We start from the raw sequence: 13842 nt of genomic DNA, 5'->3' as shown, positions 1-13842 counted from the left end.
AGGCGTTCGTCATGTCTTTCAACCCCCCTCCTTCCGTCGCCCTGCGCCTGTGGCATGAAGTGCGGAACCATCCTGGTGGCGAACACGGCGGCGACCATGGTGGTCACTTTGGCGGAGGGTTCGGTGGCGGCCGTGGCGGAGGAGGTGATGGGAGGCGTCCTCCTCGTCCCGGCCCGGGCCCGGACGGACCCCCGCACCCCGATCCGCACAACGAGGACGTGGCAGAGGGGCCGTTCCGGGTGGTGCGGCCGGCGGACATGCTCGTCGTCGACATAGGCCTCGTCAACCTGCGATTCGACGGCAGCCGCCTCGTGCGGCGGGATCCGGGCGCACCCATGTTCATCCTTGTCGGGCTGCCGCCGCAGCATGTGCTGGAGGAGGTGCCTGCACCGCTGAGCACCGTCCCCACCGCACTTGGTCCCATGAAGGCCGTGACCGCGGACTCGACCCAGCTGGCCTTCTCGGTACCGCCCGACATCGACGGCCTGGAGCTGTCGCTGGCCTCGTTGCTCAACTGGGCGCGTCTGGTTCCGATCACGGTGCCGAAGGGCCTGACGAGCCCGGACACGGCGGGGTCGACGGTCTTCCAGGGCATCCCCGGAAGTGTCATCGAGTTCCCCACCCGGTTGCTGATCACCTACGACGAGCCCGTGGACTGGGTGGGCCGACGGGAACCTCAACAGGTCGACGGCCGCACCGCGTTGTGGCACGCGCGGCTGCACGGCGCCCTGGACGGCGAGGTGCTACTGAGGGCCTTCGCCACGGCCGCGAACCGCAGTGGACTGACCGCGAACAACCCGCTGACCGTCGAGAAGCTGGAGGACATCGTCACCCTCAGCAGCCGAGCCAAGCTGCCCGGACCGGGCGGCAGCACGCCCGTCGAAGTCCCCGGTGCGCCCTTGCGCGCGGAGCAGTTCATCGTCACGCCTCTGGGCGCTTCCGCCCACTTGAAAGGCGACTGGGAGCCGCTGCCGACCACCGTCGAGCAACTTCTCCGAGAGCTGGGGAAACGCCCCCCGAACCTGGCGGCGTACGAGCACATCACAGGCCTGGGGCGTGACCAGTACATACGCGTCGTCAGCCGCGGCCACTTGTCCACCGGTCATGAAGCCCTGCTCGTATCGGAGCTCAGACGGCTGTTCGTGGCGCGCCCGAACGACGGAATCGTCGCCTACCTTCAACGGGAGGACCACATCGTCGTCAAGCAGCCGGAGGTCCAGTACGGATCGGACACCGGTTTCACGCACGAAGGACGCGAAATGCCCTTCCGTGCGCTGCGCATCACCGATCGTGTCACCCCACCGCTTCTGCAGCCAGTGCCTGACAACGACGCTTTCTGGGTGGCCCTCCAAAACACCCGAGACGACCACGAGTTCACTTTGATCGGCACGGACCACGAGGATCGTAAGGTCAGCTTCACCATGCCGCTGGTGTTCGTTCCCGACAGCCTGGACAAGGCCACAGAGGAGATCCGCCTGAAGGACCTGTTCGCGGGAGACCTGAACGCGGAATCTCCAAACCCGGTCGACCTGAAGCTGATGAGCCGCATGAACCGGTCGATGGGGGGCCAAGTGATGGCCCTGGCGCAGCCCCCGGCCGGAGTTCCCGGCAGCACGAGTCACGCAGTGAGCAAGCTCACCTTCGGGCTGGGAGTCACGGGTCCGGCAGCCCGCCCCGTGGTCGGCCTGCCCCACATATCCGCCGCGGAGATACGCGTTCCCGCCGTCGAGCAGTTCATCCCGAACGCCGGATATCTCGCGGTCAGGTTCAACGACACCTTTCTCCAGCAGACCATGGAGAAGCATCCGGCGGGCGCGTACCTGAATCTCAAGAAGGCAGTCGGTCTCACCTTCGGGGCGGAGAGGGCCGGCGGCGTCGCCAGCCCCAACGCCGCGGTCGAGCTGATCACAAGCCAGGCAGGCGTCATCCCGAACGTCTTCAAGACGGATCAGGCCGGAGAAGTCGTCGACGCGCTTCCCCTCGTCGACATCAAGGCGGCCTTCGGCCATGCGAAGCTGCTCGGCTTCATCGACCTCCGCCGGTACCTGCAGGACATCGCCAAGGACAGCCTCGGCAATCTGCGCCAGCTCGGCGACGACCAGATCGAGGCCATTCTGCGCGCCTCCAACGGCCTGCTGCCGGCGCCCGTGCTCCGTATGCGCGACCTGGCCGACGGGCAGGGCAAGGAACTGCGTTACGTCTGGAAGACCGCGTTGGGGCCGCGGGACATGCAGCCGGGTGACGAGTCGAAGGATATCCTCGACGTGTCCGACGCCGTGCTGACCCTGGACGCGCGGACCGTCCGGTCGAAGGACGCCGTCGACCAGGCCACTGTGGACGGAAGACTGACCAACTTCGCGCTGGACTTCGGCGGCATGGCACGAGTGGAGATCGCCGACCTGAAGTTCAGGACCGGGCCGGGCAAAAAACCCGATGTGACGGCCACCGGCCTGGAACTGAAGTTCCACAACGAGCTGGCGTTCATCAACAGCCTGCGCAGCGCTCTGCCCGCCGACGGCTTCGGCGGCGGTGCGCACATCGACGTACAGCCCAGTGGCATCCGCGCGGGCTACGAACTCGCGCTTCCCGCCATCGGTGTCGGCGTCTTCACGCTGTCGAACGTCTCGCTGGGCGCCGAGCTGGTGATTCCTTTCGACGGCAAACCGGTCTCGTTCCGTTTCTCGGTGTCCGAGAAGGCGCATCCCTTCAACGTCTCCGTCTCCCTGTTCGGTGGCGGCGGCTACTTCTCCATGCTGGTCGACGCGAGAGGCGTACAGCAGGTCGAGGGCTCCATAGAGTTCGGCGGCAGCGCGGCCCTGAACCTCGGGGTCGCGAGCGGCGGTGTGTCGGTCATGGCGGGCATCCGCTTCGAGTTCGACGCGGCCGCCGACAAGGTCTCCCTGGGCGGATACCTGCGGTGCAACGGTTTTCTGTGCGTGCTGGGCATCATCACGGTGTCCGTCGAGTTCTATCTTGAGCTCGCATACGAGAAACACAGTCGCGCATCGGTGGTCCGTGGCAAGGGCACCCTCACGGTCAGCGTGCGGATCGCCTTCTTCAGCAAGTCCGTCTCGCTCGAACTCGAGCGGAGCTTCTCCGGCGCGCCGGCCGACCCCACGTTCGCCGACTGCGTTCTGCCACGCCACTGGCACGAGTACTGCCCGGCGTTCGCCCCGTGAGATGTACCGGTCTGGTGAGCCCTGCAAGCCCCGTGGGAGACGATCATGCCATTCGAACAGCACATCAACTGGACCGTTCTCCCCGCCGGGCTCTCCGCGGACGGAACCCAGGTCCGGGTGTCGGTGTTCGTCGCCCCCCGACTGACAACGACGGACCAGCCTCCGGAGGGGCAGCCGCCCGACCAGCCGGTCCTCAGCACGCTCGGAAGCTTCCCCGATTTCCTCACCTGGCCGGAAAGAGTCGAGGGGGCAACCTTCGAGTTCGCCAGCGGGGAGGACGCTTCCGCCCTGACCACATCCTTCACCGGTCGGCTCGATCCGCAAGGGCCTCCCTCCGACGGAACCTTGTGGAGGAAACTCTTCAACAAGGACACTCCGCTGGAGTTGTTCGTCTTCAAGAGCACGAACATGGAGGGCTCCCACACCTACTCGGCAAAGGATGTCGCTGAACTCACCAGACGCACCTACGCCGAGGCGGCCAAGATGTCGCCCGAGAGACCGCCCGCGGCCAGGGAAGCACTGCGGTCACTCGGGGCCTTCCCGGCGGGCGACGGGGGTATGCCTGACGCACTGGAGGCGCTGAGCGACTTCCACACGATCACAAGGCCCCCCACGCTCGCCGGCGAAGAGGCGCACCCACCTCCGCCGACGGAGTTGTCGCATCCCGACTTCCACCAGATGCTCACCTCGCTCGGCGACCACCCCGGGCTGCTCCGGCGCCTCGGGCTGGTCCTGGACTTCCTCCTGCCGGCCGACCGGCTGCCCGTCTCCACGGGCGAGCGGTTCCTGACCGTTACTCCTCACTGGACCGAACCCCACGCAGACTCGCACGACGTGTCCCCCCACACGTTCTATGTCTTCCTCCCGGACCGCCATGTCCTCGTCCCCGGAGCCAAGTCCCGTACGGCCGCGGACCCGCTGGCGTCGCCGTCCCGCGGCTTGCTGGCGTTGCCGGAGAACGACTTCTCCCTGGAGCAGGCCGACATCGACGGCGCCGCGCTCGAAATCGCCGCGGACTTCAGGAGGTCGGGCCCCTCGGACGCCAAGGGGCTGTCCCCGGTGCGGACCCATGGGATTTCGCTGGTCAGGGACTCGCGCCGGGAGATCCTCAAGGAGGAGTTCAGTCGGGCGGTCGACCACGACAACGCCTTCACTCAGGTACTCGCAGGCGCAAGGACCGCGGCGCGGGACCCGCAGCCCCCGGGAGCCGCACCGCCGCCCCCGCCCGCCCCCAAGCTGGTCGCCGAGGATTTGGTCCGCGGCCACCGGATGGATATCTGGGACGAGGAACGGCAGCGCTGGTTCTCGCTGCACGAGCGCAACGTGGAGTACCGGCAGCCGAATGGCGGACCGCTCCTGTTCACGGCCTCCGACGAGGGCTTCTTCCAAGCCGGCCTGATCTCACCACCGCCCGAGATGGGCAACGACAAGCCCTACGTACCCGAGCAGCTGGTCACTTGGGACGGATGGTCGCTGGCCGCCCCCCGCCCAGGCCTGGTGCTGGACATCGATGAGGGATCGTCCGACGCCAACCGGCCCCCCAACCAGCCGGTGGAGGTCAGCAACAAGGCGATGACGGCGATGCCGCTGGAGATCACGTCCAGGGTGCGGCCAGGCTCACTGCCCAGGCTGCGGTTCGGCCACCAGTACCGGGTGCGGCTGCGCACCGTCGACCTGGCGGGCAACGGCCCCACCCTGGCGGAGGCCGATGCCCTCATGGACCAGGAGGAGCTGGCCCTCCCTGGTGGCGGGCTGCTGGTCTTCCAGAGGTACGAGGCCGTCCCGGCGCCCGCCGTGGCCCCCAGACTGCCGCTCGGGGAGGGCGCCTCTGCCTTCCGGTTGGTGATCCGGAGCAGCCCGGGGTCCGGGCCGCCCCCCGCCGCTCCGCCTGGCCCTCCGGTGCATCAGGTGACGGTCGTCCTGGCCAATGTGCAGTTCGGCAAGACCAACGACGATGTCCGCACCGTCCAGAAGGCCCTCGTCGCCCAAGGACACAGCCTCCCGAGCGGCGTGGACGGTGTCTTCGGCAAGGAGACTAAGGCCGCCTACGCCGCCGAGCAACGCACACAGGGGTTCACGGGGAGTGACGCCGACGGCAATCCCGGCTGTCAGTCCCTCACGGCACTCGGCCGTAAGAGCGGCTTCGCGGTCGACTGTGACGCAGGCCCCGGAGCCGCCGATGATCACGGATCCGCTGACGGTCCGGAGACGGGCAGGACGGCGGAGCAGTACGCCGCGGACTTCAACCGGTCGCAGCTGGTCACGGTGGAAGGACACCTCCCTTACCAGGGGGTCGACGAACGCCATGTGGTGGCACCGAAGGCGTCGCTGCGTTGTGTCGAGTGGCACGGCCTGCTGGACGAAGCCATCGGCTCCACCGATCAGAGTGCCCAGGACGCGGTCTATGAACTGGCCAAACGGGAGAGCGGCTCGCTGAACGATCCATCCCTTCCGGGTGTGCAACTGAAGCCGATCCCGTCCCCGGCGGCGGATCCCAGGAACCCGGCGGTGACCGCCCTGCACACAGGCGTGCAGGTTGACGTGCCCTACCTGCGCGATCCGCTCAGCACGGGAGCCGTCTTCCTCGACCTGCCGGGAATGCCTGCCGGGAAGCCCTTCGTGGTTCCCTGGGGCGGTGACGTCTGGCACCGCCCCAAGTCCTTCCGGCTGAGGCTGGCCGAAGGGACCGAGCCGCCTCACTTCGACGAGGCGGCCAGGGTGCTGACGGTGTCACTTCCGAAGGGCGTCGTGGCGACCGTCCGGTTGTGCTCCGCGATCGACTTCGACGAGAAGGTAATGGGCATGGCCTCGTGGTGCCGGGAGGTGCCGGCGCCGGCACCGGGACTCGCGCCGGAGACGGAGGCGGAAGCGGCGGCGAGGAAGGTAGCAGAGCTGCAGAGAGCCGACCACGCGCTGGAACTGGCGGCGGCAGGTCGGCACTGGATGTTCACCCCCTACCAGGAGCTGACGCTCGTCCACGCGGTTCAACAGCCCCTGGAGGCACCGGCGTTGGACTTGTCACCCTTGGCGACACCGCGCGCCCCCAACGCGACGGCTGAGCACCTCGCCGGCACCATCGTGCTGGACCAGGACAGTACCGACCGCATCGACCTGGTCGCGGAGTGGACCGAGGTGACGGACGCCGGGCCCACAGGCCGCGACACCCGTGACATGGCCGTCCCGGTCTTCAACCTGCTGACGGCCGGGGTGAGCCGGCAAGGCGTCCCCGGCAGTGAACCAGCCGTCCTCCAGAACGGCACCCTGACCTTCAGCACCAAGGCGGCCGAAGACAGGGCGCAGGTGGCCGCGGACCAGGCGCAGGCACTCGAGGCAGTGACAGCGACTGCCGAGGACAAGGCGAAGGCGGATGCGCTCAGGCTCAAGATGCCTCCCGTACCCGGAAAGCACGAGTTCGGCGACACCAAACACCGGAAGGTGAGCTACCGCCCGGTGGCCGGCAGCAGCTTCGGGGACTACTTCCCTGCGCAGTTCGCCGCACCCGGCCAGAACGCCCTGACCGTAAGGGGGGAGGCGAAGGAGCACTCGGTGCCGAGCAGCGCGCCGCCCGCGGCACCACGGCTGCTGTACTGCGTACCCACCCTCGCCCTGGAGCACGTCGACGGACCGCCGGGCGCCATCGTCCACCGCCGACGGGGCGGCGGTATCCGGGTGTTCCTCGACCGTCCCTGGTTCTCCTCCGGAGACGGCGAGCTGCTCGGCGTGGTCCTCGGTGACCCTCCGGGGGGAGACCCGACTTCCGTACGGGATGCCTGGGTCACCCTGATGGGCCGTGACCCCATCCACCGTTCCGCTTCCGTCGTCGCCCCGACCGCGGACATGTTCACCAACGCGGTGCGGCAGTCCGGGAAACTCTCCCTCCGCACTTCCTTGGGCCCCCTCGACGTCACGGTCGTCGGCTTCACCCCGCAGTTCGACACGGAGGAGATGGAGGAGAGGGGGGAGACGCAGTCGTCGGAAAAGAGGGACGGCCGCTGGTTCTGCGACCTGGACATCGACACCGGGGACCTCTGCCTGCCCTTCGTCCGGCTCTCCCTGGTCCGCTACCAGCCGGACTCGATCCCCGGAGCCGAGATCTCATCGGCCGTCCTCGCCGACCTGGTGCGCACCCTGCCCGACCGGGAACTGATGGTCAGCCCCGGCGAGTCGCTGTCGGTCAGCGTCACCGGCCCCTCCTGGGACCCCACCGACTCGCCGCCGCCGCGGATCACGGCCACGTTGCAGCGTCGGAACAGCGTCGTCGCCGACGAGGACCTCGGCTGGGTGACACTCGAGAACACCGCCACGGTACTCACCTCGATCGATGCGGAGTCCTCCCGGACGCCCTTCTACACGGGTCAGGTCCCGGTACCGTCCGAGCGACGCGGGGAGCCGCTGCGCCTGATGGTCATCGAGATCGAGGGCATCCGAGCCGACGGCCCCACCCCGCCCACGACCCCTGGGCCGGTCATCTACTGCGACACCGTCAACCTCTCACCGGGGCTGGGCAACTCGGACGGGCATGACGACGACGGTGGCCGCGATGACGACGATGGGCACGACGGCCATGACGGGCACGGCAGGCCGGGCCGTCATGGAGACGGGTTCCACCACGGCTGACCCCTCGCCACGGAGGGGCGAGGCGGCGGCCTGGGCGACCAGGGCGAGCGCGCACGCTCCGTGGGAGTGAGCCAGCCTCCATGGCGACAACCACGATGTTCGGGCGCGGCACATGACTCGGAGTCTGCTGCCCTGGTAAAGCGCACGCAGGGTGGCGGCCTGCCACCCGGGGACATCGGCCGCACCTCCGCTCGGCCGACCGAGCAGGTGCGCCCCGAACAAAAGTTCGCGCAGGCTGCCCCGTGTGGTCGGCCTCGACCAGCTGATCCACCGGTGTGACTGCGGCGAAGCCGACCACGCGCATTCCAGGCGCCCGGGCCGCCTGCACGCCCAGCTCACTGTCCTCCACCACCAGCACGTCCGCGGGGTCCACTCCCATCCGCGCGGCGGCGTGCAGGAAGAGGTCCGGTGCGGGCTTGCCTGCCGCGACCTCCATTGCCTTGAACACCCGCCCCTCCAGGAGCGGCGCCAGTCGGGTGGTTTCGAGGGTCAGCGCCAGTCGTGCCGGGTCCGAGCCGGAGGCCACGCAGAACCGCGTGCCCAGCACGGTCAGCTGCTCCAGCAGTTCACAGGCACCCGCCACCGGCTTCAGCCGGGTACGGACTTCCTCGAACAACCTTTGCTGGTAGCGCTGTTGGAAGCCCTCCGGGAGCGCGAACCCGGCCCTCTCCTCAGCGAGCTGCCGGACCTGCGCGAACGAGCCGCCCACGTAGGTGCGGATGCTCTGTTCGAGTGGCCTGGGGACGCCGACCTCGGTGAGCATCGCGGCCAGCAGGGGTTGGCCGGCTTCTCGGAGTCGACCAGTACGCCGTCGTTTCTGGCAGACCTGACCGAGAACGCAGACGCCCAGCCCGAAAAGCCCGCCGAAAGCGGCCTCCGGGCCACAACGAACGCGATCGACGCGACACGTTCAGGCTCATCGAAGGTTCACACCGCAGTAGGTGCGAGGTAGGCCGGTGGACTACTGGCGAGCGATGATGCCGGTCAGGATGAGGTCGATGCCGGCAGGAACTCCGCCCGGTCCTCGTGCTCGCGCAGTTGGCTGGCGAGGTTTCGGGTGAACGCGTACTGTCCGGGGTCGAGTTCCGCCCAGGCCGTCGAGGATCCAGTACGCCGCGGGCTCCACGAGCCTCAGCGTCCTCACCCGCTCCGGATGGGCCAGGGCACCAGGACCCTCGATTTCATGGCCCGCCTCTGACGGGTTGACAGCAGGTCCCATGAACGTAACCGCGATCCCGACTTCACGCAGAGGATGTCGCTGCGAAGAGGGAGCCTGGGTAGCTTCGAGCCGCAGATCTCCAGGAAGTGCAAGCATCGCCTGACCGGCGTGGACGAGACATCTCATGTCACTGGCAGGTCAAGTTCGGCGCTCATGCGGCCAGCGCGAGATGGCCGGAGAAGGCTTGCTCGGGGTCGTAGAGGGCGCGGTCCTGCAGGCAGTGGTAGAGGCAGCCGACGAGCTTGTTGCTCAGGTTCCGCAGAGCCGCGGTATGGCGTTCGCCGGCGCCTCGCCCACGGTCGTAGTGGGCCCGCGATTCCTGGGACCGGAGGCCGGCGAACGCCCGCATGTAGCCGACGGCCGCCAGTTTCCGGTTCTTGACCGTGCGGGCTACCAAGGGGTCATGACGGAAGCGCGCCTGTCATGGGGGCGTCTCCTTGAAAATGGAACTGAATGTCGCCCCTGGGGCCCAACCTGCTGCTCATTCTATTCGCGTTCCGGTTTCTCGGCATCTGCTCCCTGTCCACCTGCGATGCCGATCGATCCCACCGAAAGGGTCGAGCCACTCCGCCCTGTCGGCGCAGTCCGTCGCACCTACCTGATCACTGCGTCTGCCGCGTCCTACGGCCTGGACAAGGACTTCTCCGAGCAATCCCTCACATGGTCAGGTCGGTACCGACCCGCACAGCGCTCTCACTCCCCACGCGGCCGATGCGTCGCGGGACGGCGCTCCCGTTCAAACTCCGTTGCCGCCAAGATGCAGTTGAGCAGTCGGTCCCCTAGCGTGGACTTCAAGAGTGCGTCCAGGGTGTTCCTCTCCCTTGCCGTGGGGTTCGGCGGGCGGTCCCGTCATCGCGAGAATCACCACACTCTCAGGAGACGTCATGGCCACGGCCCCTGCCTCCAGCCGTCCTGTCTCGGTATACCTCCTCGCCGGAATCAGACTCTTCAACGGAGCCGCCGGTCTGCTGGCACCGGAGTTGCTCATCCGGCGGTTCGACCCCGACCGCGATCCGCCCAGCCCGGCAGCGGTCTACGCCTTTCGCCTCTTCGGTATCCGCACGGTCCTGCTCGGCCTGGATCTGCTGACCCACAGCGGCGAGCAGCTGAGGGACGACCTGCGCGACGGCATCCTCATCCACGGCAGTGACACCGCGACGGCGGCAACGCTCGGCATCCATGGGGACGTCCCTCCGCGCACCGCGTTCCTGACCACCTTCATCTCGGCCGTCAACACGGCTCTGGCCGTCGCCGGCACTGCCGCGCTCGCCACCTCCCCGAAGGGCAGACGGCCGTGACCATGCAGCCCAGGACCGTTCCCCCCACCGAGACGGGGTTCGACGACGTCGTCGTCGGCGCAGGTGCGGGTGGCGGGCCACTGGCGGCCGACCTCGCCGCCGCTGGCATGCGCACCCTGCTCCTGGACGGCGGGGGCGCCAAGGACAACGACAGCTACCTGGTGCCCGCATTCCACGCCGATGCCTACGAGGACCCCACGCAGTGCTGGAACTACTTCGTACGGCACTACGCCGACGACCAACAGCAACGGCGCGACAGCAAGCTCGTACCGGGCGAGGGCCTCCTCTACTCGCGTGCCGGCACGATCGGCGAGTGCACCGCGCACCATGCACCGATCACCGTCTGTCCGTACCACCGCGACTGGGACGCCATAGCGGTGGAGACCGGCGACGCCAGCTGGCACAGCACAGCCATGCGCCGGTACTTCGAACGGCCGGAGTGCTGCACCTACCGGCCAAGGCCCAAGAAGCCGCCCGGCCTCCCCCTCTCCACGACCGGCGGCCACCGCAGCGCCGTACGCGAAAGTGTCCGGGCCGTGCAGCGCGATCATCCTGCTCACCTGGTGGTCCGTACCCACGCGCCGGCGGCCCGGATCGTCCTGGACGAAGGACATGCGGCGACCGGCGTCGACTACCTGGACGAGGCGCACGCCTACCGGGCCGATCCCGGCACGCGGCCCGACTCCTGGCCGGTAGAGCCGCGCCGAGTCCTTGCCTCCCGCGAGGTGATCCTGGCCGCCGCGGCTTTCAACACGCCCCAGTTGCTGATGCTTTCGGGCATCGAACCACCTGAGGAGCTGGGACTGCACGGCATCCCCGTGCGCGTCGGCCTGTACGGCGTGGGCGCGCACCTCCAGGACCGGTACGAAGTCGGCGTGGTCAGCCAGATGCCCCGCGAGTTCCCGGTCGACCAGGCCTGTGACTTCCACGCTCCGAAGCCCGGCGCCGAACCGGACCACTGCTATCGGGAGCGGCAGGAGGGCAAAGGCCTCTGCAGCGCCAACGGCGCCGTCCTCGGCATCACCCGCAAGTCCCGCCCGGACCTCGATGCCCCCGACCTGTTCATCTTCGGCGGTCCTTTCGACTTCCGGGGCTACCGCCCTGGCTACTCCCTCGACCTGGCACACCACCAGGACCGCTTCACCTGGGCGTTCTCAAGAGCCGCACCCGCAACACGGGAGGCCGGGTCCGGCTGCGCTCGGCAGACCCGCGCGACACCCCCCCTGATCGACTTCCACTACTTCGCCGAGGGCACGGACAAGGAGGGCCTGGACCTAGAGACGATGGCCGACGCCGTGGAGTTCGTACGCGGGGTGAACCGCATGACCGCCTCCGTGGTCCGCACAGAGCTGTGGCCCGGCGAAGAGGTCGACGACCGCGACGCCGTCCGCCTTTTCGTCCAGGACGAGGCCTGGGGCCACCATGCGTCGTGCACATGTCGGATGGGCCGCGCCGATGATCGCGCAGCAGTGGTCGACAGTACGCTCCGGGTCCGCGGCGTGGACTGTCTGCGAATCGTCGACGCCTCGGTCTTCCCCCCTATTCCCGGCTTCTTCGTCGCCGCCCCCCATCTACATGATCAGCGAGAAGGAGAGCGACGTGATCCTCCGCGAGGCCGCCGACAACCGACCCCCACCACCGTTCCGTCCCTGAACGAAACGATCAGGAGCATGCGATGACCACGCACCGACGCGCCCCGGGGCGCTCCCCGGCCGGATACCGCACATCACTGCCCTGGCGGATCATCACCAGTGCCGCCCAGGCCATCGATCGTCGCGTCGGCTGGGACAGACTGCCCGTCGTGGCAGGACTGCTGACGCTCCTCGGACTGCGTGTCAGGCTCCGGCAGAAGAACCTGTACGACACCGGCTGGTTGCCCGCGATCAACCAGCCCGAGCCCGCGCCCCCGTCCGCGAGCCACCAGGTCAACCGGACCGCAGACGGCAGCCACAACGACCTCGGAGAGCCGCGCATGGGCATGGCCGGCACCCGTTTCGGCCGGAACATTCCGCTGGAAGCCATCGCCCCGGCCGCACCCAGGGACGTCCTGTCCGCCCCCAGTCCGCGCGAGATCAGCCGCACCCTGCTCACCCGCGACCGACTCGTCCCGGCCGAATCCGTCAACTCCCTGGTCGCCGCCTGGCTCCAGTTCATGATCCGTGACTGGTTCAGCCACGGCACGAGCCCCACGGACCGGCCCTGGGAGGTTCCCCTGCTCGACGACGACCCCTGGCCCGAACACCCGATGAAGATCATGCGGACCCCCGACGACCCCACGCATGCCCCCCAGGCACCCCGCGGAACGCCCGACACCCGCGTCAACGTGTCCTCGCACTGGTGGGACGCGTCCCAGATCTACGGAAAGAACGAGTCCGAACAGCACCAGCTGCGCACCGGTGAACTGGGCAGGCTGCACCTGTGGGACGACGAGCAGGCCCCCGTGTCGGCCGACCCCTCCCAGGACCCCACACGCGTTCCCGGCTTCTGGCTCGGCCTCGCCATGATGCAGGACCTGTTCACCCGGGAGCACAACGCAATCTGCGACCACCTGCACGGCGCCTACCCGTCCTGGAGCGACGAGGAACTGTTCCAGCGCGCCCGGCTCGTCAACTCCGCACTCCTCGCGAAGATCCACACCGTGGAGTGGACACCCGCGGTCGTCAGCCATCCCACCACCGCCAAGGCGCTGCGCGCCAACTGGTGGGGCATCGCGGGCGAGCGCGTCCACAACCTGTTCGGGCGCATCAGCGACAGCGAGGTCGTCAGCGGCATCCCCGGCGGCGAGACGGATCACTACGGAGTCCCGTACGCCCTCACCGAGGAGTTCGTGGCGGTATACCGCATGCACCCGCTGATCCGCGACGAATGGCACCTGCGTGCCGTCGCCGACGACACGACCCTCCACCACTGCACCCAGCGCGAGATCTCCGGACCGGGAGCCCTGAAGTTCCTGGAGACCACGAAGATGGCCGACCTGCTCTACAGCTTCGGCACGCTGCACCCCGGACTGGTCACCCTGCACAACTTCCCCAGGTTCCTGCAGGAGTTCGAGCGGCCCGACGGGCAACTGCAGGACCTCGCCGCCACCGACATCCTGCGCACCCGGGAACTGGGGGTGCCCCGCTACAACGAGTTCCGGCGGCTGCTGCGGCTCAAGCCGGCGCAGAGCTTCGCGGAGCTGGCACACGACCCGGCGTGGGCCGAGCAGATCGAGCGGCTCTACGACGGCGACATCGAGAAGGTGGACCTGATGATCGGACTGTACGCCGAGAAGCTGCCCGCTGGATTCGCCTTCAGCGACACGGCGTTCCGCATCTTCATCCTCATGGCCTCGCGCCGGCTGAACAGCGACCGGTTCTTCACCACCCATTACACCCCCGAGGTCTACTCCAAGGCCGGCATGGCCTGGATCGACGACAACAGCATGGTCACCGTCCTGCTGCGCCACCATCCCGAGCTGCGCACGGCCCTCTCGGGGCTGACCAACGCCTTCGTGCCATGGCACACCGCCGCACCGAAGGAGCCCTGA

General features: G+C 68.3%; 6 protein-coding genes and 1 pseudogene. 5 read left to right on the top strand and 2 right to left on the bottom strand.

Annotated elements, in window-relative coordinates; translation table 11 throughout:
- Positions 1 to 218 precede the first annotated feature (218 nt).
- Positions 219 to 3179 carry a hypothetical protein gene (locus ACFZCP_RS42435; RefSeq protein WP_391442000.1) on the top strand — a complete coding sequence of 987 codons (2961 nt, stop codon included), beginning with the start codon at positions 219 to 221 and terminating at the stop codon, positions 3177 to 3179.
- A gap of 45 nt (positions 3180 to 3224) precedes the next feature.
- Entirely contained in the window at positions 3225 to 7796 is a 4572-nt protein-coding gene (locus tag ACFZCP_RS42430) for a peptidoglycan-binding protein (RefSeq protein ID WP_391441997.1), read from the top strand.
- 349 nt (positions 7797 to 8145) lie between these two features.
- Here the strand turns inward: ACFZCP_RS42430 and ACFZCP_RS42425 are convergent.
- Positions 8146 to 8559: pseudogene (locus ACFZCP_RS42425) on the bottom strand (HAD family hydrolase); the annotation flags it as partial.
- A gap of 607 nt (positions 8560 to 9166) precedes the next feature.
- Entirely contained in the window at positions 9167 to 9412 is a 246-nt protein-coding gene (locus tag ACFZCP_RS42420; protein ID WP_391441994.1) for a hypothetical protein, read from the bottom strand.
- Positions 9413 to 9899: 487 nt separating this feature from the next.
- Between ACFZCP_RS42420 and ACFZCP_RS42415 the strand changes: the two genes are divergently transcribed.
- The 3 genes from ACFZCP_RS42415 to ACFZCP_RS42405 are packed head-to-tail and all read left to right on the top strand — an operon-like array spanning position 9900 to position 13842.
- Positions 9900 to 10313, top strand: a complete 414-nt coding sequence (locus ACFZCP_RS42415) for a hypothetical protein (RefSeq protein WP_391441991.1) — start codon at positions 9900 to 9902, stop codon at positions 10311 to 10313.
- A gap of 2 nt (positions 10314 to 10315) precedes the next feature.
- Positions 10316 to 11992 carry a GMC oxidoreductase gene (locus ACFZCP_RS42410; protein WP_391442086.1) on the top strand — a complete coding sequence of 559 codons (1677 nt, stop codon included), beginning with the start codon at positions 10316 to 10318 and terminating at the stop codon, positions 11990 to 11992.
- Positions 11989 to 13842: a peroxidase family protein gene (locus tag ACFZCP_RS42405; protein ID WP_391441989.1), complete on the top strand. Its 1854-nt coding sequence runs from the start codon at positions 11989 to 11991 to the stop codon at positions 13840 to 13842. Before ACFZCP_RS42410 ends, ACFZCP_RS42405 begins: the two co-directional genes overlap by 4 nt.

The organism is Streptomyces sp. NPDC007971 (assembly GCF_042958635.1).
Lineage (GTDB): Bacteria > Actinomycetota > Actinomycetes > Streptomycetales > Streptomycetaceae > Streptomyces.
The sequence above is the reverse complement of the archived record's forward strand: the minus strand, read 5'-3'. Positions and strand labels throughout refer to the sequence as shown.